Origin of the sequence: Geosporobacter ferrireducens, from assembly GCF_001750685.1 — a bacterium.
In the GTDB taxonomy this organism is placed as follows: domain Bacteria; phylum Bacillota; class Clostridia; order Peptostreptococcales; family Thermotaleaceae; genus Geosporobacter; species Geosporobacter ferrireducens.
This window is the reverse complement of the sequence record NZ_CP017269.1, coordinates 5707584-5731024: the sequence shown is the minus strand read 5'-3', so window position 1 is coordinate 5731024 and position 23441 is coordinate 5707584. Positions and strand designations below refer to the sequence as shown.

The 23441-nt window shown below is 37.7% G+C and carries 25 protein-coding genes and 1 other annotated feature; all 25 genes read right to left on the bottom strand.

Annotated elements, in window-relative coordinates:
* Positions 1-21 precede the first annotated feature (21 nt).
* A complete protein-coding gene (udk, locus tag Gferi_RS26930; RefSeq protein WP_236932668.1) occupies positions 22-672 on the bottom strand; it encodes a uridine kinase in 651 nt (216 codons plus the stop codon).
* Positions 665-1906 (bottom strand): peptidase U32 family protein, encoded by a 1242-nt coding sequence (locus Gferi_RS26925; RefSeq protein ID WP_069981177.1) that lies wholly within the window; start codon positions 1904-1906, stop codon positions 665-667. The genes udk and Gferi_RS26925 overlap by 8 nt, the downstream gene beginning before the upstream one ends.
* Before the next feature lie 2 nt (positions 1907-1908).
* Positions 1909-2559: an O-methyltransferase gene (locus Gferi_RS26920; RefSeq protein WP_069981176.1), complete on the bottom strand. Its 651-nt coding sequence runs from the start codon at positions 2557-2559 to the stop codon at positions 1909-1911.
* A gap of 80 nt (positions 2560-2639) precedes the next feature.
* The gene (gene mltG, locus Gferi_RS26915) at positions 2640-3677 is read right to left on the bottom strand and encodes an endolytic transglycosylase MltG (RefSeq protein ID WP_069981175.1); all 1038 of its coding nucleotides are present in this window, start codon (positions 3675-3677) and stop codon (positions 2640-2642) included.
* A 220-nt stretch (positions 3678-3897) separates the two neighbouring features.
* The gene (locus tag Gferi_RS26910; RefSeq protein WP_069981174.1) at positions 3898-4239 is read right to left on the bottom strand and encodes a YlbF family regulator; all 342 of its coding nucleotides are present in this window, start codon (positions 4237-4239) and stop codon (positions 3898-3900) included.
* 21 nt (positions 4240-4260) lie between these two features.
* Positions 4261-4857 carry a lysine exporter LysO family protein gene (locus Gferi_RS26905; RefSeq protein WP_069981173.1) on the bottom strand — a complete coding sequence of 199 codons (597 nt, stop codon included), beginning with the start codon at positions 4855-4857 and terminating at the stop codon, positions 4261-4263.
* A complete protein-coding gene (locus Gferi_RS26900; protein ID WP_069981172.1) occupies positions 4847-5149 on the bottom strand; it encodes a LysO family transporter in 303 nt (100 codons plus the stop codon). The genes Gferi_RS26905 and Gferi_RS26900 overlap by 11 nt, the downstream gene beginning before the upstream one ends.
* 95 nt (positions 5150-5244) lie before the next feature.
* A complete protein-coding gene (locus Gferi_RS26895) occupies positions 5245-6912 on the bottom strand; it encodes a ribonuclease J (protein WP_069981171.1) in 1668 nt (555 codons plus the stop codon).
* A 256-nt stretch (positions 6913-7168) separates the two neighbouring features.
* Entirely contained in the window at positions 7169-7603 is a 435-nt protein-coding gene (locus tag Gferi_RS26890) for a Fur family transcriptional regulator (protein WP_069981170.1), read from the bottom strand.
* A 360-nt stretch (positions 7604-7963) separates the two neighbouring features.
* On the bottom strand, positions 7964-8665 hold the full coding sequence (sfsA, locus tag Gferi_RS26885) for a DNA/RNA nuclease SfsA (RefSeq protein WP_083273793.1): 702 nt from the start codon (positions 8663-8665) through the stop codon (positions 7964-7966).
* 73 nt (positions 8666-8738) lie between these two features.
* Complete coding sequence (locus tag Gferi_RS26880; protein WP_069981169.1) at positions 8739-9005, bottom strand: DUF1292 domain-containing protein; 267 nt, start codon at positions 9003-9005, stop codon at positions 8739-8741.
* 4 nt (positions 9006-9009) lie between these two features.
* Entirely contained in the window at positions 9010-9429 is a 420-nt protein-coding gene (gene ruvX / locus Gferi_RS26875) for a Holliday junction resolvase RuvX (protein WP_069981168.1), read from the bottom strand.
* Between the two features lie 15 nt (positions 9430-9444).
* Positions 9445-10404: an aldo/keto reductase gene (locus Gferi_RS26870; RefSeq protein WP_069981167.1), complete on the bottom strand. Its 960-nt coding sequence runs from the start codon at positions 10402-10404 to the stop codon at positions 9445-9447.
* Positions 10397-12565 carry a hypothetical protein gene (locus Gferi_RS26865; protein WP_083273792.1) on the bottom strand — a complete coding sequence of 723 codons (2169 nt, stop codon included), beginning with the start codon at positions 12563-12565 and terminating at the stop codon, positions 10397-10399. The genes Gferi_RS26870 and Gferi_RS26865 overlap by 8 nt, the downstream gene beginning before the upstream one ends.
* 12 nt (positions 12566-12577) lie before the next feature.
* Positions 12578-12811, bottom strand: a complete 234-nt coding sequence (locus Gferi_RS26860) for an IreB family regulatory phosphoprotein (RefSeq protein WP_069981631.1) — start codon at positions 12809-12811, stop codon at positions 12578-12580.
* Positions 12812-12906: 95 nt separating this feature from the next.
* Complete coding sequence (alaS, locus tag Gferi_RS26855) at positions 12907-15546, bottom strand: alanine--tRNA ligase (RefSeq protein WP_069981166.1); 2640 nt, start codon at positions 15544-15546, stop codon at positions 12907-12909.
* 66 nt (positions 15547-15612) lie between these two features.
* Positions 15613-15839: a binding site (T-box leader), on the bottom strand.
* 90 nt (positions 15840-15929) lie between these two features.
* Positions 15930-17153, bottom strand: a complete 1224-nt coding sequence (locus Gferi_RS26850; protein WP_083273791.1) for an AI-2E family transporter — start codon at positions 17151-17153, stop codon at positions 15930-15932.
* A gap of 61 nt (positions 17154-17214) precedes the next feature.
* Positions 17215-17397: a YtxH domain-containing protein gene (locus tag Gferi_RS26845; RefSeq protein ID WP_069981165.1), complete on the bottom strand. Its 183-nt coding sequence runs from the start codon at positions 17395-17397 to the stop codon at positions 17215-17217.
* Between the two features lie 40 nt (positions 17398-17437).
* On the bottom strand, positions 17438-17977 hold the full coding sequence (locus Gferi_RS26840) for a PRC-barrel domain-containing protein (RefSeq protein ID WP_069981164.1): 540 nt from the start codon (positions 17975-17977) through the stop codon (positions 17438-17440).
* Positions 17978-18076: 99 nt separating this feature from the next.
* Positions 18077-19174 (bottom strand): tRNA 2-thiouridine(34) synthase MnmA, encoded by a 1098-nt coding sequence (gene mnmA, locus Gferi_RS26835; RefSeq protein ID WP_069981163.1) that lies wholly within the window; start codon positions 19172-19174, stop codon positions 18077-18079.
* 85 nt (positions 19175-19259) lie between these two features.
* A complete protein-coding gene (gene nifU, locus Gferi_RS26830) occupies positions 19260-19703 on the bottom strand; it encodes a Fe-S cluster assembly scaffold protein NifU (RefSeq protein WP_069981162.1) in 444 nt (147 codons plus the stop codon).
* Positions 19700-20881: a cysteine desulfurase NifS gene (gene nifS, locus Gferi_RS26825; protein ID WP_069981161.1), complete on the bottom strand. Its 1182-nt coding sequence runs from the start codon at positions 20879-20881 to the stop codon at positions 19700-19702. The genes nifU and nifS overlap by 4 nt, the downstream gene beginning before the upstream one ends.
* Before the next feature lie 20 nt (positions 20882-20901).
* The gene (locus Gferi_RS26820) at positions 20902-21351 is read right to left on the bottom strand and encodes an RrF2 family transcriptional regulator (RefSeq protein ID WP_069981160.1); all 450 of its coding nucleotides are present in this window, start codon (positions 21349-21351) and stop codon (positions 20902-20904) included.
* A 197-nt stretch (positions 21352-21548) separates the two neighbouring features.
* Positions 21549-22526: a GDP-mannose 4,6-dehydratase gene (locus Gferi_RS26815; RefSeq protein WP_069981159.1), complete on the bottom strand. Its 978-nt coding sequence runs from the start codon at positions 22524-22526 to the stop codon at positions 21549-21551.
* 1 nt (position 22527) lies between these two features.
* Positions 22528-23298, bottom strand: coding sequence for a glucose-1-phosphate cytidylyltransferase (locus Gferi_RS26810; protein ID WP_069981158.1), 771 nt, complete (start codon positions 23296-23298; stop codon positions 22528-22530).
* Positions 23299-23441: the final 143 nt, after the last annotated feature.

Below are 23441 nucleotides of genomic sequence, written 5' to 3'. Positions count from 1 at the left end.
TATTCTGAAAAGGTGTATACATTATAGTATTTTTAGTTCTTTTCCGTTTTGCTTTTCATAAATAATCGAGCGTACTTTTGCCACCATGATGTCGATGGCTACTTTGTTATATCCTCCCTCTGGAATAATCACATCGGCATACCGCTTATAGGGTTCAATAAATTGAAGATGGGCTGGGCGTACAGTGTTAAAGTATTGCTCAATGACAGAATCCAAGGTTCTATTTCTTTCATGAATATCTCTTTTGATTCTTCGGACGATTCGCACATCTGCATCGGTATCTACAAAAATTTTGATGTCCATTAGGTCTCTCAGCCGTTCATCCTCCAAAATCATGATCCCTTCCAGGATAATAATATCCCTTGGGTGAACCAAAATCGTTTCTTTTTCCCTGGTATGTATGGAAAAATTATATTTTGGCTTATGAATTGGCAGAAAATTCAGCAGATCTTTTAGATGGGCCAACAGTAAATCCGTATCAAAAGCCAAAGGATGATCATAGTTGGTACAAATACGTTCTTCAAAGGTTAAATGACTTTGGTCCTTATAGTATGAGTCCTGCTCTATAATGGTAATATTTTTTTCAGGGAGGCTTTCAAAAATTGACTTTGCCACGGTGCTTTTACCAGAACCGGTTCCACCGGTAATACCGATTAATATTGGTTTACTCAACAGAATCATCCTTCCTATCTTTTCTTAATATATAATATTGGCCTACTGGCTGGGCCATCTGTACCTTGATGATCTGTTGAGGGTGAGGTGCAACTTCAATTTCTTCATCTTTATTATTCCAGAGCTTGTCTACTGTCTGCGTAAACATATCAATATCCGGCCCGATCACTTCAATGACGTCTCCTTGAAAGATACGATTGCGTTGCTCTATGGTGGCAATCCTGGTTTCAGGATCGTAATCGAGAACCAGTCCAACAAAGTCATATTCTCGAATATAGGAGCTGTTTTCGTAAACCTGCTCATTTTCATCAGGCTTGTTGAAGTAGAAACCAGTGGTAAAATCACGATGACTGGCTTTTTTTATTTCTTCCAGCCACTCAGGTTTATACACATAAGCATCTCCTATTTGATAGTATGTGTCAAGCGCACGACGATAGGCACCTACAATGGTTGCTACATAGTAGACACTTTTCATTCTTCCCTCAATCTTTAAACTGGAAAGTCCAGATTGAATCAATTCAGGTATATGTTCGATCATACAGAGGTCCTTAGAGTTATAAAAATAAGTTCCCTTTTCATCTTCTACGACCGGAAAATACTCTCCTGGTCTCTTTTCCTCCACTAAATAATACTTCCAGCGGCAGGGGTGCGCACACTCGCCGCGGTTTGCATCGCGATTGGCCATGTAGTTGCTGAGAAGACATCTTCCTGAATAGGAAATGCACATGGCGCCATGAACAAAGGCCTCAAGTTCTAGATCTTGAGGAATTTTATCATGAATCTCTTTTATTTCTTCTAAGGATAATTCCCTCGCCAATATGACGCGCTTGATACCCTGCTTATGCCAGAAAACTGCACTCATGTAATTGGTATTATTTGCCTGGGTACTCAAATGTATTTCCAGGTTTGGTGCGTGTTCCTGCACGTACATCAAGGTACCCGGATCAGACAAGATGAGGGCATCGATTTTCATCGCAGATAATTTCTGCAAATATGCTGGAAGTTCTTGAAGATCTTCATTATGAGGTATGATATTTAATGTTACATAAACTTTTTTCCCCCGTTCATGGGCGAATTCAATTCCCTTTTCCATATCTTCAAAAGAAAAGTTTCGCGCACTTGCCCGCAGTCCGAATTGCTGTCCGCCAATATATACTGCATCGGCACCATAGATGATTGCCATTTTTAATCTTTCAAGATCTCCTGCTGGTGCTAATAGTTCTACTTTATCCACGGTTAAGCCTCCTTGTTTTTATAACTGATTGCCACTCCGTCTCCAATAGGCAGCAGGCACGATACAAGTTTGGGATTTTCCATAATATAATCTAAATAGGTTCGCATTCTTTTGACAATGGTTTTCTTTCTTCGTATTACGTATTCATTGGATGCGACCATCCCTTTATAGAGTACATTGTCTGATATTAGGACGCCTCCTGGCTTCAGAAGATGAATACAAGAAGCAAGAAATTCCATATATTGACCCTTTGCTGCATCTAGAAAAATTAGATCATACGTACCCTCTAAGGATGGCAGGACTTCTTCTGCACTTCCCTGTAGGATATTAATGCTGCTGCTTAGACCTGCTGTGGCAATGTATGTTTGCGCTTTTTCAATCATGTCAGCCCGTCTTTCTATGGTGGTTACCTTTCCACCATCAGAAGACTGGCAGAAAATAATTGCCGAATAACCGATGGCTGTACCGACTTCCAGGATGTCTTTTGCTCCCTGAATTTTTGTAATTACCTCTAATAGCTTAGATACTTCCGGTTGAACGATGGGCACATGATTTTCTAAAGCGTATTCTTCCATTTCTTTTAGTAAGCCTTCATTCTTACAAATCGTGTTGCGTATATATTCCTCGATCAGAGGATTAACAATATTGCTCAAGCTTTACAACTCCTTTTTTGCTATGCTCACAAAAATGAATACGTGGTATTATGCTCCCACGTATTATGTTTCCCAATCCTTTAATTTCCATTCTTCGCATTTAAATGCTCTTTATAGGTTCTGCTGAAAGTATGCTCGCCGTTTTTGCTTACTACAAAATAGAGATAGTCTGTTTTTTCCGGATAGAGTGCAGCTTCGATAGACGGCTTACCCGGTGAAGCAATGGGTTTTGGCGGCAACCCCTGATATTTATAGGTGTTATAAGGAGAATCTGTTTCAATATCTTTCAATGTCAGGTTTTCTTTTCGCTCTCCCAGTATATATTGTACAGTAGCACAAGATTGAAGCAGCATACCGCTTTTTATACGATTATGAAAAACGCTGGAAACTAACGGCCTTTCATTATCTAACTTTGCTTCCCGCTCAATAACCGATGCCAAAGTGATCACCTCATTGACGGACATATTTAATTCTTTTGCTCTTTGGTAGTAGGACTCCTGGAAGACCTGATTGAAGCGATCCAACATTTTCTTGAGAATCTCTTCTTCGCTGGAACCTTTAGCCACCTGATAGGTGTCAGGAAAAAGAAAACCCTCAAGGCGATTCTCACCTTTTGGAATTCCTTCAAGAAATTTGTAATTGAAATCCCCGAAGTTTGCCAACTGCACAAATTTTTCTCTATCGATTAATTCATTGCCCGCCAACCGATTTGCAATCTGGTTGAATTCAAATCCCTCTGGAATTGTAAATTTGACAGCATCATGGGTTACATCTCCTGCTACCAATGCTTGAATAATGGACTTGGCATCCATATCATTGCGCAGTACATATTTTCCAGCTTGCATTTTTCCATCAGATTTTGAAAGTCTGCTTAAGATACGGAAGGCGAAGTCATTCTTGATTAAATTGTTGTCCTTTAACAACCTTGCTATTTTTGCTGTAGAAGCTCCACTAGGTATCTCTATGGAAATTGTACTATTGCTATATGCTTCCACTGGTTGGATCAGTTTTCCGAAGGAATAAAACAAGCCCAAGGGTGTAGCCAATATTGCTGCGATAAACAACAGAATATAGGTTTTATATTTTTTCTTCCGATGTTTCCTTGTAGAGGAATTCATAAAAGTACCCTCCATCTATTCATTTGAAAATCATTGTTATGATACTATTATACATTTATCAACAGTTATTTACAATATTTTAACCGGATTTTAAGAAATAGTGCAAAAACAAACGCCTCTCTATAGAGAGCAGTTAACATACGTGTCGTTATTTTAAAACAAAATTGCTGCTCTTAAAAGGAAAAGGTAGACATAATATATTTATGTCTACCTTTTCCTTTTAAGAAAACATGTCTTTCATGTCTACTGCTTCACCGATAATCTTATATACGTCTCCTATCAATTGGCTAAATCGAATCTCAGCATGTAAAAACTCTGCCGCCATAGGGTCTTTTGCAATGACTTCATAGAGTTTTTGAATTTGTTCTGTTTTTGATTGATCCAGGGTTTGGCCAGACAGCTGGGCAGCCTGCAGCTCTATTTGCCGTTTGTGAAAATCATCAATCATTTGTTTTAGTTGTGGTGTTTTTTGTACTTCTGCCTGTAGTCTTTTATACTGCCTGAATTCATCAGAATTTTTTAAGGCCTTTGCCAACTGATGTGCATAATCATGGATATTCATAGAAAAACCTCCTTTTATTTTTTAATGTAATGATATTAATAGGGGAACCAGTACTGGCACCAATGCAGATAAGGTCAGCCCGGTGATAAAAGAGATTACAGCTGTGTTTCCATTGGTTGCGTTAGAAATAACGGGTAGAGATGTATCCATGGCAGTAGCCCCTGCCGGTGCAATGCTTTCCAGCTTTCCAATATATTTTGCAATAAAAGGGATGGAGATGAGTGCAATGACTTCACGGCTAATGTTGGTAATAAAGGCCAAGGCACCGGTTTCGGCACTATATTTGGAAAGTTCTATAGCAGAGAGACTATACCATCCAAATCCAGCTCCGATTGCTCCTGCTTCATAAAAAGGAATTCCTAAAAGGAAACCGCCGGCTATGCTGCCTATAATACTACCCAGAGCAATCATCAATGGGACTAAAAAGATTTTAATGCCATTGGCCATGATCTTGGGAATAATATCCTTATTCCGTCCAATATCTATCCCTACAAAGAAAAGTAATGCACATAGACCGATATCTATAATGTGGCCAATTAAGCCCAAATATTGATCAGGGAAGAAAAATAGTCCAAATAAAACACCTAATAAAACTGAAAGCATAATTCTAACGGTCATGTTCACACTCCCCTTCTTCCTGTGTTGGGAATACTCTAGATATCAGTTTCACACCTAATATGCTGAATAGAATAGAAAACAGTGCTAAAATGATTCCCTGGTAACCAAGTTTAAAAAAGGTACGAACGATTTCTTTATTGACTCCGATATTGAGTCCCATAATAAATAAAAGTATCAGTAGGCACCCTGTTTGGATTTGTGAAAGCTTACTGATGATTTTGGAGGAGAACATATCTTTCGCACCAATGACTGCTCCCATTAGTATGATTGTAACATAGAGTAATATACGCAAGCTAAAGCCCCCTTATTTTGATTAATGATTATCCACTACCATTATACAATGATTCATGAGAAAGTGAAAAAAAATATGCTGCAATGCAGCATATTTTATACCTCCATGATGATCGGAAGAATCATTGGACTTCGCTTTGTTTTAGCATAAAGGAAGTCCCTTAAACTATCCTTGATCGCAGACTTTAATACTGCCCACTCTCTTATGTTATTGCCTTGACAGTTTTGCAGCGCATTTTTAACTACAGTCCTAGCTTCATCCATAAGATCTTCAGATTCTCTAACGTAAACGAAACCTCTGGAAATAATATCAGGGCCAGCTATTACTTGACCATTTTCTTTCGTAATCGTTACAACGACTACCATTAATCCATCCTCTGATAGGTGCTTCCTGTCTCTTAATACAATATTACCAACATCTCCTACGCCTAAGCCATCTACCAAGATATTCCCAGCTGTAACATTGCCAGATATTTTTGCACTTTCTTTAGAGATTTCTACCACTTGACCATTTTCTAATGTAAAAATATTTTCAGGAGGAGTTCCCATACTTTCCGCCAACTTTGCATGCTGTTTCAGATGTCGGTGTTCCCCATGAACAGGTATAAAATATTGAGGTCTAACCAAAGAATGAATCAGCTTCAACTCTTCTTGGCAGGCATGACCGGAAACATGAACATCTGCTAAGGCCTCATAAATAACATTAGCTCCCTTTTCAAAGAGTTGGTTAACGACTTTTGCTACTGTTTTTTCGTTTCCTGGTATAGGCGTTGCTGAGATAATCACCATATCTCCCGGTTGTATTTCCAGCTTTTTATGTTCAGATGCTGCAATTCTCGATAAGGCTGACATCGGCTCACCTTGACTGCCCGTTGTTACAACCACAATTTCATGATCCAAATATCTATCGATATCATTCATGTCGATTAGCATGTCGCTAGGTACATTTAGATATCCGAGCTCCATCGCTACATTTACAACATTCACCATGCTTCTGCCGGAAAAAGAGACTTTTCGATTAAATTTATAAGCTGCATTGATAATTTGTTGTACCCTATGAACATTTGATGCGAAGGTAGCAACGATAATTCTTTTTTGAGCATTTCTAAAAATATTTTCAAAGGTTGTGCCTACAGTACGCTCAGACATGGTATAACCAGGCCGTTCTACATTGGTACTGTCCGCCATTAGCAGAAGTACACCTTTTTGCCCCAGTTCTGCTAATCTATGAAGATCGATGGGTTCTCCGTCAATCGGTGTAAAATCAACCTTAAAGTCACCGGTATGCACGATTGTCCCTACAGTGGTGTGGATAGCCAAACACACTGCATCAGCAATGCTGTGGCTGGTCCGCATAAACTCTACCTTGAACTCTCCCAGTTTAGCGATGTCACCAGGTTTTACTACCTGCATGTGGACACTTCCTGATAGTTTATGCTCTTTTAATTTGTTTTCCACCAATCCAAGTGTTAGTTTCGTTCCATAGATTGGCAGGTTCAGTTTCTTCAAGACGTAAGGCAAGGCACCGATGTGATCCTCGTGTCCATGGGTAAGGACGATGCCTCTTACTTTATCCTTGTTCTTGATTAGATAGGTTATATCGGGAATCACAATATCAATTCCCAACATTTCATCCTCTGGAAAGCTCATTCCACAGTCAATCAACATGATATCCTCTTTATATTCAATGGCCATCATATTTTTGCCGATCTCATTCAATCCACCCAAAGGAATTAGTTTTAATTTTGCTGTTTTTTTTGCCACATTATCACTCTCCTAATATATACGATGTCAATCAATCCGAACCCGTTGCAATTTCTAAATTCAAGATAACCGTTCACCTTTTGCACAATTCATTATACAGTATTTAACAGTTGTTTACAATATGTAAACTAGCCTCTAATGAAATCACCTTTATGTGTTATTATTGCTATTTTTGATTTTTTCTATAAGTATAGTGAGGATGAAATTTAGATATGTTTATATAATTAAAAAAACCTGCAACTCTAAAGTTACAGGATTATTTACACTTGCTGCAATATCCGAAAAATTTAACCTTATGGTCGCTGATTTCAAAATCATAATTCTTTTCGATTTCGTCTTCTAGCGCGTCCATTAAATCAACCTCTACTTCAATAACATTTCCGCACTTTAAACAAATCAGATGGTGATGTTGATGATCATCTTGATGGGTATTAAGTTCATAGCGGCTGCATCCGTCGTCAAAATTGATTTTGGATATTACGTCTAATTCGTCCAGTAGCTGTAAAGTTCTGTAAACTGTAGCCAATCCGATTTCAGGGCACTTCTCTTTAACCATATCATAGATTTCTTCTGTGCTTAAGTGTTTGCCTTGATTTTCGATAATTGTGTCCAGTGTAGCTCGTCTTTGAGGTGTTAGTTTATAGCCCTTCTCTTTTAACTGATCCTTCAGACTCTCCATGATTTCTGTCACATCCACACCTTCTTTTCAATTAGTAATCTCTATCATGATTAGTTTAAAATGTATAGCTAGAAAAGTCAAGGGAAAATAAGAAGATTCTTTAAAAAATTTTATTTTCAATTGAAAATATTCACTTGGATTCAGTTTTACAATCCTTATACCCTAGGGAGCATCCTTTACAATCTCCGCATTTTGGAGGTTCTTTAAGAATACTGTAACATCTTGGACATCGTTTCGTATGGGTATCTTCTATTTGATTTCCACAGGTTTTACAAAGAAACTTCATAAGCGACGCATCCTTCCTTAATGTAGAAAATAATTCAATAATGATATTTATTATCAATTACAATGTATCACCTTCTGAAAAATAAATCAAGAAAAAAATATGGGAATTTCTTTGTAAATAAGAATCTCTTCTGGTGCAACTTTGCAAGTAAAAGCGTAAAATTCAACACCAGCTTGATAGGCTGCTTCTACCGCATCTGCAAAAAGCGGATCCATGGTTCGATTCGGTGTAAAGGCGATGGCATCTTCTCTCTGTACAATAAAATATACAGCGCCGCGCATTCCTTCACGCAGAACTTCAATAAGCTCTAATACATGCTTTCTTCCACGCTCTGTAGGTGCATCAGGAAAAGATGCCACTTGATCTTCTCTTACATATGTAACACATTTTGCTTCAATAAAGGCTGCATGACGATCCCGGTGTATGAAAAGATCAAACCTACTCTTGCCAAAGGTAACTTCTTTTTTGACTGCAGTATAATCACGAAAGGCATGTATGTGATTATTGAGAAAGGCTTTTTCCAGTAGTATATTGGGCAGCTTTGAATCGATTGAAACAAGGCTGTCTCCTTTATAAACCATTAGAAGGTCGTAGGCAGTCTTTCTTTTTTCATTCTCTACATGTCTGACGATAACTCTAGCATTCTCTGTCAAGAGTTCTTTCATTCTCCCTGTATTAGCAATATGTGTTTTGTGTATTTCGCCATCTACAGAAATTTCTCCAATAAAACGATTGATACGTTTAATAAATCTGGCTTTTTTTAGATTGCCTTCTATATTTATTTTCAAATTAAGTCCTCCAAGTCTATAGTTTGTTAAAATGATAGAAAAAAACTATGGCCTATTTGCAGGCCATAGCTTCTTATTCTTCTTCATCATATTCTTCTTCTTGCAATAAATCTTCATATGCAGCAGCAACCGCATTGAATTCTTCGTCACTTTCTACGCATTCTAAAGAATAGCCGCCATTTTCCTCTATCATTTTAAAAATAAAGGCTTCTTCGCTATCTCCATCTAAAGGAAGCAGAATTGCATATTCATTTTCATTTACCTCTAGTGTTGCAATCACTTCGAAGTCTGTTTCTTTGCCTTCTTCATCAAGAAGGGTTACAATATTATCGTTTTCCATTTTTTCACCCCTTTCCTTTGCAGCTGTCTAGATATCCCTGTAGAATATATGTAGCTGCTACCATATCGATCACAGTTTTTCTCTTTTCTCTTCGAACATCTGCTTGAATCAATGTTCTTTCAGCAGCAACCGTTGTAAGTCGTTCATCCCATAATATGATTTCCACTTTAAATCGATTTTTTAATCCTTCGACAAATTCAAGTACTTTCTCGCCTTGTGGGCCAATCGTACCATTCATATTCTTCGGCAGTCCAACCACAATTTTGCTGACTTCTTTTTCTTGAATAAGTTCACCGATTCTGGCGTAATCTGCTTTTTTACTTGTTCTTCGGATTGTTTCAATTCCTTGGGCTGTAAATCCCAATAAATCGCTCACTGCAATCCCTATCGTTTTATCTCCTACATCTAATCCCATGGCCCGCATATATTATTCCTCACTTTATACAATTTTGATACAAAAATTTGGACAATAGTTACTGCAATACCCACACAAAACACAAACCTTTGAATCAACTGTAAGGATATTGTTTTTTATTGACAATGCCTGATGGCTACAATTAGGGATACAAGAACCACATTTTTCACACCAGTCATCAATATGAAGCTTTCGCGGCTTTGTATTTATTTTCTTCTGTATTTCCATAGGAATCGGAAGCCCTTTGAAACGCATGGCATTTGCTTTTACTTCTTCTATTGTCTGCATTCCAACGGCAATTGCGTCTAAAAAGGATAAATTTAGCACAAACTGAAAGCATTGATCGGCCGTATGGATAAGATTTCCACCACCAAGAGGCTTCATGCCATAAATTCCTTTTCCTCTTTGATGGGCTTCTTCAAGTGCTGTTGCCATTTCTTCCATAGAACCATCCTGTATTCCTAAACCGCTAATATTTACGATAGGGTGAATGATATCAATATCATCCATTTTTGCAGCCGCTCTAACTCCGCTAATATGATGGGTAGAAATGCCTACCGCCCTTAAAATACCAGCTTCTTTCATTTTAATAAAATATTTCAGGGCCTCTAGATGTCCCCGAATTGTATATTCACTTTCTTGTTCGTGCAGCAAAAAAATATCAATTTGATCAAGATCCAGTTCTTTTCTTGCCTTTTCTAAACTTGCTGCTGCTGTCATTCTATCATAAGCATAAGATTTTGTTGCAATTACTAACTGCTGTCGATCAATATTTTTTATTGCCTGGCGAATGTGTGGATAGGTTTGATAAAGCTCTGCCGTATCAATAAAATTTATACCCTGTCGAAAGGCTTCTTGCAGAATTTCTGCTCCTTGGTCTACTGTCCTATTAGATTGCAAAGGTCCAATTGTCAAAGCACCGAAACACAGTCTGGACACCTTTATACCAGTATTGCCTAAGATTCTATATTCTAAGCTAGACACTTGTATGATTCTCCTTTGGTATAAAAAAAGTCAAATACAGCATGCTCATTGCCAAGAAAATAATTCCCGTAGCCGAAGCTACTACCCCAGAATCATTTACAAGGAATCCAACAACACATGCAGCAACAATGCCTGCCCATCCAACAGATAGGTTTGGATAAGCTTTAAAAAGCTTATTGATTGCACCTACCGGCCGATAAAACAGCACTGCAAGAATTAAAATAGTGCTAATGAGTACCTTGCTCCAAATAGTAACGCGAATTAATCTTAGATTCATAGACAGTTTACGATTGATGATCAGAAATATTGTTCCTGGCCCTTCATTAAACAGTTGTTCCACAGCGCCTGCCAAATGTGATTTTGCGCCCAATACATTCATATCGATAAATGCCATGAATGCTACTACAAAAAGAGTCGAGAAGCCGATGATTAGTATTTGTTTCAATCGAATCTTAATATTGAATAGACGTAAAGATGAAAAAGTAAATGCTGCGACTGCAGTTATGGTTCCGCCAACATTTGCGCCTAATCCAGGGAAGCCCACTATAAGTGTTGTACAGGCAAAGATAAACAGTGCCCAGTACTTCCCTTTTTTAAACCTATCTATCAAAGCAGTTGCAAATACGAGGGTAGAGCCAATCAATACACCCATGTATTCATTGCCAATACCATAGTAACGGGCACCGATAATGGGATCATACCCCAATAGAGAGGTTTTGATCAGCCTTCCCTGCGTAGCAATATCGACCAGTAATCCGATTGTGGTTAGTGCTGACAGAATGATCAAAGGGTCTAACCGATGCCGGCTTGCCTTTTTTGCAGCATAGGTTATCAGAATGGTTATGAGTATTGTCCATAAGTAAACCCCAAATAGGCTCTTCTTAGCGATTAATGAAAGAATCAATAGCACAAAAGGTACAGCCATTGTACTTAACAATAAATTCATAAAAGCATTTACCCAGTTGCTTTTTAAGCGGTCCTTTAATAGAATCAGTAATAACGCAGAAATAGAGATAAATATCTCAAAAATAGCAAAGGCTGCTAATACTGGATATCTAAATTCTGAAGTAGCAATCGTCTCCTGATTCGTATTCAAAAGCCAGTCCAGATTGTTCTGCCTTTCTATAGATCGTAGTGGCCTTCCTGTCATATTTTCACTTTGAACCCCTAGATATTCTGCTATACTGGGTGCCAGGTCTACATTTCCTACGATGCCCTCTCTCCTAGTCGTACTGGAAGTTAATATACCTGGGTGAATTCCCGCGCCTACGACAAGAATAGGCGTTAATCTGTCTCCCACTTTCATGTTTGCAGCAGAGGGGTATGGTGTCACGAGATAAAGTCTCGTGTTCGAAAAATCAATTACTTCTAAAAGCTGAGAAACAAAGGTATCCAACTCACTTAAAATCTTCATTCTATGATTCATATAAGCTTGGTCAGTCATATTGTCTCTGTAGCGTTCTAACCGATAGATATCACCAAAATCTATAGCGACTAAGCCAGCTTTTTCATAGGCTTCCTGAAAAGCCTCAATCATTCTAGGATAGTTGTTTTTTAAACCAAATGGATAAAGATCATCCTTAATCAAGGTTCCTTGACTAACATCACCATAATCAACAAGTCCTTGCTCATTCATCACGATCAAGGGAGCCAGCCGAACCGATACATCAGATGTATCGCTATTTCCAATCGCTGCCGTTTTGATGCCTTCTATATTTAGAGCTTGTCCCAAAGCCCCAGCGATAGCACCGTATTCGCCTGTAAGATTGAGTCTTTGCAGTCTTGGCATATCTTGATTTATGATCTCCTTATCGCCTGGATTTATACCCATTCTTCGTAAGTAGATGTCTTTGCTGTCTTCGTTATTATTAACAAAATGAATGGAATCAGCAGAAGCTTCTGCACGAACACCAGAACCCAGAGTTGCATAGGCTTTAAAAACATTAGCACTTCTGGAAGTCCGGTTATTCATCAATCCAATGGCGCCCTCATCTATTAGCCGCCCGATAGCGGGCAGCATGGATAGATCTTGGAAATTAACTTCACTTACAGTGATAACTATGGCTTTTTTTTCCCCATTGGGTTCCCCATAGGAGGTCATCCCGGATAAAGCAAGAAATACAATAATGATCCAGATGGTTTTATTCAATTTTGTATACAATAGAAATCTCTCCTACTTATTTTCTAAATAGCTTCTTAGAAGCTCTTCTAAAAGCTCATCTCTTTCTAGTTGACGAATTAAGCTTCTTGCATTGTTATGGCTTGTAATGTAGGTAGGATCACCTGAAAGAATGTAGCCCACCAGCTGGTTAATTGGATTATACCCTTTTTCTCTTAGTGACTTATATACATTTTTCAGTATTTCCTCTGCTTGATTTACCTTTTCTTTATCTACATTAAATTTCATTGTGCGATTAAATTTATCATTCACTTCCAGCACACTCCTTTCTTTTATATATTACAAATATTCGCTGTGATTATGCATAATCCTGTTCTTTTCTACTATTTTAACTGGGATTTAACCAACTCTTCTACCTTGGCTAAAGCTTCCTCTAATTTGGCAGGATCCTTTGCGCCTGCTTGTGCCATGTTTGGCCTTCCGCCGCCGCCGCCGCCGGCTATTTTAGCTACCTCTTTAATAATATTGCCCGCGTGTACACCTTGCTTCACTGCCTCATCAGTAGCCATAGCTACAAAATTTACTTTTTCTTGTTCAACAGTACCTAAAACAACTACTCCTGACCCAATACGGTCTCTAACTTTGTCGGCCAGATTTCTTAAACTGTCCATATCCAATCCTTCAAGTTTGTGCGCAACAATCTTCAGTTCATTGATTTTATAAGCCTTCTCAAGTATTTCATCAATAGAACTACTGGCTAGTTTTAGCTTTAAAGTTTCGATTTCTTTTTGTATTCCCTTCAATTCTTGTATCAAAGCTTCTGTTTTATGCACAAGTTCTTTTTCGTTTGTTTTTAAAAGCTTAGAAAGCTCATTTAATTTTGCTTCTTTTTCTTTGATATATTCATAGGCTTTTAAGCCTGTTACTGCTTCAATTCTTCTAATACCAGCAGCTACACCGCCCTCACTGACGATTTTAAACAGCCCAATCTGACCGATATTTTCAATATGGGTACCGCCACACAGTTCTATGCTGTAGCCATTGATTGATACAACTCTTACAGTGTTTCCATACTTTTCACCGAAAAGGGCTGTTGCACCTAGTCTTTTAGCTTCCTCTAATGACATATTTTGAGCTTTTACATCTAAGCCCATTAGAATTTTTTCGTTGATCAGCGCTTCAATACGGTCTAATTCTTCTGTAGTCAGCGCTTGGAAATGACTAAAATCAAAGCGCAGTCTATCCGGTGTAACGTAGGAACCAGCTTGTTCAACATGTTGTCCCACAATTTCTTTTAAAGCTTTATGCAATAAATGTGTTGCGGTGTGGTTTCTCGCTGTTGACTTGCGATGTTTTTCTTCTACAATAGCCTTTATTTGTGTATTCACTGAGAGTGTTCCCTCTAGAACTTTTCCATAGTGAAGTATTCTTTCATTATTTCCTTTTTTACAATCTGTTATTTGAACTTTTACAGTTTCGTTTTCCATAAATCCTTTATCGCCGATTTGCCCGCCTCCTTCTGGGTAGAAAGGTGTCCGGTCCAGAATAAGGATCAGTTCATCATTTTGTGTGGCCGTTTCTACTACTTCTCCGTTCTTCATAATAGTCAATATATTGCCTTCTGTTTGCGTATTCCCATAGCCTTCAAAGGCAGATCGGATATCTGCGCCAAGCTTTGAAAAAATATCTTCCTTCCAGCCTTCATCTTCTGTGTTTTGTCGAGCAGACCGTGCTCTTACACGCTGCTTTTCCATTTCTTCCTTAAAGCCTGTCTCATCAATTTCGAAGCCTTCTTCTTCAAGAATTTCTTTAGTCAGCTCGAGTGGAAAGCCATATGTGTCGTAGAGTTTAAATGCATTCTCGCCTGATAGACAGATACTCTGTGTCTTTCTTAGTTCTTCAACAAAACTCTTAAGAATTTCACTGCCTTGGTCGATGGTTTCACGGAATCGATCTTCCTCAACTGCAATTACTTTTTTAATATACTCTTGTTTCTCTACCAATTCAGGATAAGCTTGCCCGGATACTCCGATGACACGATCGACCAAGGTTGTAAGGAAGGTATCTTGAATGCCTAGCTGTTTACCATGTTTTGCTGCTCTACGGAGAAGTCTGCGCAGCACGTAGCCTCTGCCCTCATTGCTGGGCATAATTCCATCACTTACCATAAAGGTTACAGAGCGAATATGGTCTGTTATAATCCGAATAGAGATATCCATTTTGGGGTTTGCACCATATTTTTGTTTTGATAGCGTGGTAACCCCCTCTAATATTTGCTGCATGGTATCTATTTCAAAAATAGAGTCCACTCCTTGCATAATACAAGCAACTCTTTCTAGTCCCATTCCTGTATCAATATTGGGCTTTGGAAGTGGGTTATAATTGCCTTGTTCATCTCTGTCAAATTGGGTAAATACATGATTCCAAAACTCTACATATCGGTCACAGTCACAGCCGGGTTTACAATCAGCATGTCCACAACCATATTTTTCCCCGCGATCAAAATAGATCTCTGAGCACGGACCACAAGGGCCCAGGCCGATCTCCCAAAAGTTATCTGCCTTCCCTAAACGGACAATCTTCTCGGAAGGTACGCCGATTTTTTTATTCCATATTTCATAGGCATCATCATCTTGTTCATAAACGCTAACCCATAATTTTTCTACAGGCATCTTTAAATGCTCTGTAACATATTCCCATCCCCATTGGATGGATTCGATTTTAAAGTAGTCACCAAAGGAAAAGTTCCCCAGCATTTCAAAAAAAGTTCCGTGGCGAGCTGTCTTTCCTACATTTTCAATATCGCCGGTTCGAATACATTTTTGACAGGTAGCCATTCTTTTTTTTGGTGGGGTATCAATACCCATAAAAAATGGTTTTAAAGGAGCCATCCCGGAGTTAATCAACAACAGACTTTTATCGTTTTCAGGAACCAAAGAATAGCTTTTACCAACATAATGCTCTTTACTGGCGAAAAAATCTAAAAAGGATCTGCGAATGTCATTTAAACTCATTTTGTCCATAACTTTACCTCCATATCATCTTATGTTCATTTTACTTTTTCAAAAAATAAACTCTCGTTCCTACAATATAGGGACGAGAGTGTTCTCGCGGTACCACCCTACTTACCGAAATGGTCTCTCCAGTACAGTTCAATACCCGACAGATAACGGCTGTCTTCCGCTGATTCTTACTACAGGTTCAGAACCAAGACTCAAAAGCTGCTTCTAATAAGGGGTGTCAGAAATCTCTCAGCCTAAGGATTTCTTCTCTGAATACACACACTCATTGTACTCCTCTTTTTCATTGCCTTTAATTTATTTACTTGACTTGATTATAAAGGAATTAGCTATTTTTGTCAATTCATGAAAGTTGATTTGAGAAATCATTTTCACTAAGTTTCTTTTTAGGATCTGACAATTCTTTCTATGATATGATGACATATAATTTTTACACTGGCTGCTATGGGTACTGCAAATAACATTCCAATAATGCCATAAAGCATATTTCCAACGATTAATACAAGGATCACCATAATCGGATGAAGCCCTACACTTTCCCCGACAATTTTAGGTGAAATAATAGCACTTTCAATCTGTTGTATAATGGTAAAGGCAATAATTACCCAAATAGCCTTGGAGGGCTCATCCAATAAAGCAATAATGACACCAGGTATAGAGCCGATAATTGGTCCAAAGTAAGGAATAACATTGGATACGCCGGCAATAAAACCGATCAGGAAAGCAAATTCAATTCTTATCAGCAGCAGTGCAGCAATACTTAAGATTCCTACTGCTGCAGCAACAATCAGTTGACCTCTGATGAAACGACTGATGAGCAAATCTATATCCTTGGCTATCTCTATGACCGAAGAACGTCCAGATTTGGGCAGCAGAAGAATTATTTTTTTCTTAAAATAGGAAGCATCTTTTAAAAAATAGAAGGTAAATACCGGAATTAGCACCAATGTAATTAAATGAGTAAACACATTAAAAATGCTGGTAGTAATATTTTTTACAAAGCTCACTAGATATACTTGAATCCGGATTAAATTTTCTGTGATGGCTTCTTCTACTCCAATAAATTCAGGTGGTAAATACTCAATTTGATCAATCTTGCTGTAAATCCTATTCATCAACTCTCCAGCCTGTCTGGAGTAAATAGGAATCAGGTCGATTAAGCGTCCCATTTCTTTCGATATCTTTGGTGTCAATGTAAATAACATAAAGAAAATTATTGCTATAAGAAATGAATAAACAATTAGTACGGACCATATTCTCGGAATATTATATTTGCTTATTTGATTAACAATTGGATTTAGCAGATAGGCAAATAGAATCGACCATAATAAGGGAGGGAGTACTTGCCAAATAATATTACGAAAATTGTACAGAAAAATAAATAAAATAACACCAATAAATCCTATAGAAAAATAATAAAAGTGCTTTTTATTTATCTTTATTTCTTTTTGCTGGCCGATATAACGATTTCCGATATTTACTAAATAATAGATGCAAAAACCCAGTAAAAGAAGCAGTAGAATATTTATACCTGCGATAATCAACAGAAAAAAGTAAAAAACTGGCTTTGCCTCTATAAAGTTTAATAAATCAAGCCCCAAATTACCCATCAAAAATTCTCCCTAAAGCTTTTTTGAAAGCAGCTAAGATTGTCTTAGCTGCTTTTGTTGTCTACCTAAACATATCCATTGATTGTGTCATTCCTATCATATTAACTGCATTTTTAAGCATTTTATTGCCTCTTTTCATCATTCTTTTTCTCTGCCTAGGGCTCATTCTTGAGTATGCATATAGTCCGGCAGTTGCCCCAATGATTCCACCCGTAAGCATTCCTGACATAAATCTATCTCGCATATTCATCCTCCTTTTTCATTATTGCTAATCTTTTCATTAATTATTCCAATGCCAGTATTTTTTTCAATCCTCCGGTATGGTATTGAACTTCATTTTTCATTTCTGTTGGTACAATTACAGACAAGTCATTAAAGGAAATTTCTTGGGCCAAGGGCAATAAGGGTCTTCCTTCAGCCAAATCATGAAACAAGCCATCCGTGAGAATCAAGGCAATGATTTTGCCCTTTTGGATATCCAATAGTAAATCTTGAACCATTCCAATATTTTGTCCTTCCTCAGTAAGCACCTCTAAATCAAGGATATTGTGTCTGGTATGAAATTGAAATGGATTCTTGTAATGCATCGGAACATGTTCTATAAAGGAGCTTTTTTGAATCATTATTGCATCTTCACCAAAACAGGATATATTCTGATAATAGATGATCCTGCTGCTGTGCAGCAGTCCTCCCTCAGCCACAAGTACTGCAGTTAAAAGCATCCTTTCACTATCAAATAAGATGTCTTTTATTTCTCCTTTTTTATTGCCATTTTCCAAGCAAATTACTGGCAAACCAATAATGTCACTCCCTCTTTTCAACATTTTTTACACCACACTTTTTCATAAAAAAAGTAAGTGAAATGCCTACTATTTATCATTCCACTTACAAAAAGAAAAGATACTATTGTGCCTTTGCTACAATTATCTTACTTTGCTAGTTATTGTACCTCCACCTAATAATAAATCATCTTGGTAAAAAACAACAGCTTGTCCTGGCGTAATTGCTCTTTGCGGATTTTTAAATACTACCTTTATGCAATTCTTTTCTAATGGATATACAATGGCATCAGAGGCAACAGCATTATAGCGAATTTGCGCTTTGACATGAATCGATTTATTAAAATCTTGAGAATATAAAAAATTCACATCTTCCGCCATCAGTTCAATTCCAAAAACATCTTCATTTTCTCCTAAGACCACCTGATTGCTCTCTGGTCGTATTTCTGTTACATAGCTGCGCTTGCCTAAGGCAATTTCTAAGCCCTTGCGCTGTCCTATTGTATAATGAACAATCCCTCTGTGTCTTCCTAATATTCTTCCTGCTGTATCAACAAAGTCTCCTGGTTCTATCGCTTCTGGCTCATTTTTTTCTATAAAATTTCCATAGTCATTATTCTTTACAAAGCAAATTTCTTGACTGTCAGGCTTATATGCATTAATAAATCCCATTTCCGATGCAATTTTACGTACATCGTCTTTTGTTTCAAAATCACCTAAAGGCATAAGTGTGTGTGCTAACTGCTCTTGGGTAAAGTGATATAGTGCATAGGTTTGGTCTTTTCCGGCTGCTTTAGATTTTTTGATTCTATATTGATGGGTTTCTATATCATATATTATTTTAGCATAATGGCCAGTAGCAACATAATAGGCGCCTAATTGGTTGGCACGACGAAGCAATTCATCAAATTTTATAAACTTGTTGCAGGCAATACATGGGTTCGGCGTTCTTCCCCGTTTATAATCGTTGATAAAGTATTGAATTACCTTTTTTTCAAAAATATCCTTAAAGTTCATGACATAAAAAGGAATCTGTAACTGATCTGCTACTCTTCTTGCGTCGTCGACTGCCGAAAGACCACAGCATCCGCCTGAATTTTCATATTCTTCTTCTATATCTGGCCATACCTGCATGGTAACACCAATGACATTGTAGCCTTGCTTTTTTAAAATACAGGCGGCTACAGAGCTGTCTACACCACCGCTCATTCCAACAACTACTTTATTTTTGTCTAAGTTCATCTTTATCTCACCTATTTTATATTATTTTTATCCCTATTCCCATAAATTATAAGAACAAAAGCCCAGGCTACTCTGGGCTTTTGTTCTATTGTTCGTCTTCATCGTGGTGATCGTGGTGGTCTTCTGTAGGATCAAAATCTTCTAAGCCGGTAAGCTGCAGGTTGTTTTTTCTAGCGTAATCTAATAATGCGGATTTTACTGCTTGTTCTGCTAGTACAGAACAGTGGATTTTTTGTGCCGGAAGGCCATCTAAAGCTTCAACTACCGCCCTGTTTGTTAAGTGCAAGGCTTCTTCCACTGTTTTTCCCTTTATCATCTCTGTAGCGATACTAGAGGTGGCAATAGCAGATCCGCAGCCAAAAGTTTTAAATTTTACATCTACGATAACATCGCCTTCTATCTTAAGATACATTTTCATGATGTCTCCACATTTAGCATTGCCTACCTCACCAATACCATCTGCATTCTCTATTTCTCCAACATTTCTAGGATTCATAAAATGATCCATTACTTTTTCTGAATACATTATTTTTGTCCTCCCTTTACCTTCTCATATAATGGTGACATTTGCCTTAATCGATCAACAACTTTTGGTAATTCCTGTAGTACATAATCAATATCTTCTTCGGTTGTGAAATCCCCAATGGTTAGTCGCAATGAGCCATGAGCGATCTCGTGGGTCAAACCTAGAGACATTAAAACGTGGGAAGGATCTAGAGAACCAGATGTGCAGGCTGATCCACTGGACCCGGCAATCCCCAGCATGTCTAAGCTAAGCAATAAGGATTCGCCCTCAATAAATTCAAATGCAAAATTAACATTGCCAGGGAGTCTATATTCTGAATGTCCATTTAAACGTACATAGTTAACTTGTTCCATAATGCCTTTAATTAGCTTATCTCTCAAGGTTTTTACATGTTGAATATGTACCTCAAGATTTTCAGATGCGAGAGAAGCGGCTTTACCAAATCCAACAATTCCAGGTAAGTTTTCAGTACCAGCTCTTCTTCTTCTCTCTTGTGCACCACCATGAATCAAAGAATGAAGCTTAACACCTTTTCGAATATAAAGAGCACCAATTCCCTTTGGTCCATAAACCTTATGGGCAGATAATGACATTAAATCAATGTTTAAATCATTTACATCAATTTTTACGTTTCCAAAGGCTTGCACTGCATCTACATGAAAAATAATCTTTTTTTCTTTTGTAATTTGTCCAATTTCTTGTATTGGTTGTATTGTACCAATTTCATTATTGGCAAACATGATTGTAATTAAAATTGTTTGATCAGTAATTGCGTTTTTTAGATCATCTATTTTGATGTGACCAAAAGCATCCACATCCAAATAAGTAACTTCAAAACCATTCTTTTCTAAATATTCACAAGTATGCAGCACAGCATGATGTTCGATCTTGGTAGTAATAATGTGATTTCCTTTATCCCGATTGGCATAGGCAATTCCTTTAATTGCCCAATTATCTGCTTCCGAACCTCCACCTGTAAAAAATATCTCCTCGGCTTTAGCGCCAATTGCCTTTGCCAGGCGTTCCCTTGATAGATCGATAGCTTGTTTTGCTTCTCTGCCGAAGGAATGGATACTAGATGGATTACCAAACTTTTCTGTAAAGTAAGGCATCATTTCATCAAGCACTTCCTGCTTCATAGGTGTTGTTGCGGAATAATCTAAATAAATTCTCTTCTTCATGCAATCATCTCCCAAAAAGTTTAAATATAATACATATAGGTATCTTTGTTATTCATTCGTTTATAATCATCAATCATATTCTGTAGAGTTATTGAGTCGACAACTTCATTGATACTATCCCGAATTTTCTCCCATATAACTCTCGTCACACAGCAATCAGCTCGATCACACTCATTGTTATCATCATCAATAACACATTCAGCAGGAGCCAACGGTCCTTCAAGGGTTCTAATAATGTCACCTACTGTAATATCTTGAGGTTTTTCTGCTAGGGTATAACCACCCTGTGCACCACGAACACTTTTTACAAGCCCTGCTTTTCTTAAACTGGAAAATAACTGCTCCAAATAATGTACAGATATATTTTGTCGCTCCGCAATACTGTTTAAAGCGATTGGTCCCTCACCGTAACTTAATGCTAAGTCAAACATAGCTTTTACACCATATCTGCCCTTTGTTGACAGCCTCATTTCATCACTCCCTTCGAATCCCAAGTAATTTACTTGAAATTCAATCTTAGTATATTATACCCAACTAATTTTGTCAACATTCAATGATATAATTTTTTTTATTTGATTCTGTTAAAATTTCATATAAAACAAAGGAGGCATATATTAGGCATGCCCCCTTTACGTTACGGAACAACAGAATAATCGTCCCCTTATATTCAATTTTGAAAAAAATCCATATACCATTCGATAGTCTTTCTTAAGCCTTCTTCCATACTGTATTTAGGCTCCCAATTCAAGAGATTTCTTGCTTTTGCTGCTGAAAGATATTGATGCTTGATTTCGTGCTGTCCTTGATTCAATATAACTGGCTGAAGATTACTATCCATTAATGCCAAAATTCTATTGACAAGTTCTAAGACTGTTAATTGAATCTCATTACTAAAATTAAATGCCTCTCCGTAAATATTCCCTTCCTCCATCTTCTCTGCTAATAGGAGATAAGCAAGCACTGCATCTTCAACATAGAAATAATCTCGAATAAATGTGCCGTCACTGCGAATTTCTGGAGCTTTTCCGTGGATTATGGACTGAATCGTCTGGGGGATAATCCTGTTGAAGTTTAAATCTCCTCCTCCGTATAAATTGCCGCATCTCGTTATGCAAACCGGTAGATTATAGGTTTGATAATATGCCTGTGCCAATAGGTCTGTGCAGCTTTTTGATACATCATAGGGATGTTTTCCTTGTAGGGGCATCTTTTCATCATAAGGTAGTCTTTCCTGATCTCCATAGGCTTTGTCACTGGATGCTACAATAACTTGTTTGATCGTTGGACTTCTACGGCAAGCTTCCATTACATTCCAAGTTCCTTCGATATTTGCCTTAAAGGTCGAAATAGGGTTTCTGTTCGCAATACCGACAATCGCCTGGGCTGCAATATGAAAGACCGTTTCTATTTCGTATTCGCCTAGTACACGTTCCAACAGCTGCAGGTCTTCTATGGAGCCTCTGACTACATTGATTCTTTTATCATTGCCATCAGCAAATAGCTTTGAATCTGTAACGAAATCCCTTACTAAACCAGTTATATTGGCTCCTCTCTGTAACAGTTCTCGAACCAAATAGCTGCCTAAAAAGCCGGTACAACCAGTTACGAACACATTCCTATTTAACCAGTAATCTTTATTTATCATCTTACCACACCTTCCATGAGTTATTCTGCTGGTGCCATATTTGATTGGCTTCTTGAAGATCCTTATAGGTGTCCATTGCAATCCAGAGACCTCGATGCTGGTATACCGCCAATTCTCGATCTGCTACCAAATTTCGCATGGGCTCTTGTTCTAAAATGCAATGATCCTCTTCCCGAAGATAATGGAATACTCCTGGATTAAACACAAAAAAGCCACCATTGATTACCCCTTCAGTTTGTTCCTTTTCCTGAAAGGACTGTGCTACATCTTCTTGAATCGTTAAGGTCCCATACTGACTTTTTTTCGATATTCCTGTAACCGTTCCGATTTTTCCTTTCTCTTTGTGAAAAGTCAACAACGCATGTAAATCAATATCAGCCAGACCATCTCCATAGGTAAGCATAAAGGGGGCATCCCCAATGTATTGCTGAGCACGTTTAATTCTAGCACCTGTCATGGTGTTTAGGCCTGTATCTATAAAAGTGATTTTCCAATTTTCTACTTTTTGCAGTAGCTGAATGTCGTCAGCCCCACTGTCCATATCTAATATAAAATCATGATTTTTCCATGAATAATCCATAAAATATTCTTTAATCTTTTCACCCTTATATCCAAGCAGCAATACGAAATCATTGAACCCGTAATGTTGATAGATTTTCATAATATGCCAAAGGATAGGTTTTTCTCCTATTCGTACAAGGGGTTTAGGGAGATTTTCCGCTGCATCTCGCATCCTCGTACCTTTTCCTCCACATAGAATCACCACTTTCATTAAAATCTCCTCCTTGATGTGCTCCTATTAATGATTCTCTTATAATTCAAATTATGCAAACATGTCCAATTTGGTGAATAAAATTCATATATTAAAGAATACAGTTCTCCCTTATAAGACTAAATGTGATTGAGAATCTTGAT

Coding starts and splice junctions, on each gene's coding strand:
- ruvX (WP_069981168.1), bottom strand. CDS start 9,429: ATGCGGGCCATGGGATTAGATGTAGGAGATAAAACGATAGGGATTGCA.
- Gferi_RS26815 (WP_069981159.1), bottom strand. CDS start 22,526: ATGATAAATAAAGATTACTGGTTAAATAGGAATGTGTTCGTAACTGGT.
- Gferi_RS26850 (WP_083273791.1), bottom strand. CDS start 17,153: ATGGGTAATTTGGGGCTTGATTTATTAAACTTTATAGAGGCAAAGCCA.
- Gferi_RS26905 (WP_069981173.1), bottom strand. CDS start 4,857: ATGACCGTTAGAATTATGCTTTCAGTTTTATTAGGTGTTTTATTTGGA.
- Gferi_RS26910 (WP_069981174.1), bottom strand. CDS start 4,239: ATGAATATCCATGATTATGCACATCAGTTGGCAAAGGCCTTAAAAAAT.
- mltG (WP_069981175.1), bottom strand. CDS start 3,677: ATGAATTCCTCTACAAGGAAACATCGGAAGAAAAAATATAAAACCTAT.
- Gferi_RS26860 (WP_069981631.1), bottom strand. CDS start 12,811: ATGAAATTTAATGTAGATAAAGAAAAGGTAAATCAAGCAGAGGAAATA.
- mnmA (WP_069981163.1), bottom strand. CDS start 19,174: ATGAACTTAGACAAAAATAAAGTAGTTGTTGGAATGAGCGGTGGTGTA.
- Gferi_RS26840 (WP_069981164.1), bottom strand. CDS start 17,977: ATGTTGAAAAGAGGGAGTGACATTATTGGTTTGCCAGTAATTTGCTTG.
- Gferi_RS26810 (WP_069981158.1), bottom strand. CDS start 23,298: ATGAAAGTGGTGATTCTATGTGGAGGAAAAGGTACGAGGATGCGAGAT.
- Gferi_RS26845 (WP_069981165.1), bottom strand. CDS start 17,397: ATGCGAGATAGATTTATGTCAGGAATGCTTACGGGTGGAATCATTGGG.
- nifS (WP_069981161.1), bottom strand. CDS start 20,881: ATGAAGAAGAGAATTTATTTAGATTATTCCGCAACAACACCTATGAAG.
- Gferi_RS26880 (WP_069981169.1), bottom strand. CDS start 9,005: ATGGAAAACGATAATATTGTAACCCTTCTTGATGAAGAAGGCAAAGAA.
- alaS (WP_069981166.1), bottom strand. CDS start 15,546: ATGGACAAAATGAGTTTAAATGACATTCGCAGATCCTTTTTAGATTTT.
- Gferi_RS26820 (WP_069981160.1), bottom strand. CDS start 21,351: ATGAGGCTGTCAACAAAGGGCAGATATGGTGTAAAAGCTATGTTTGAC.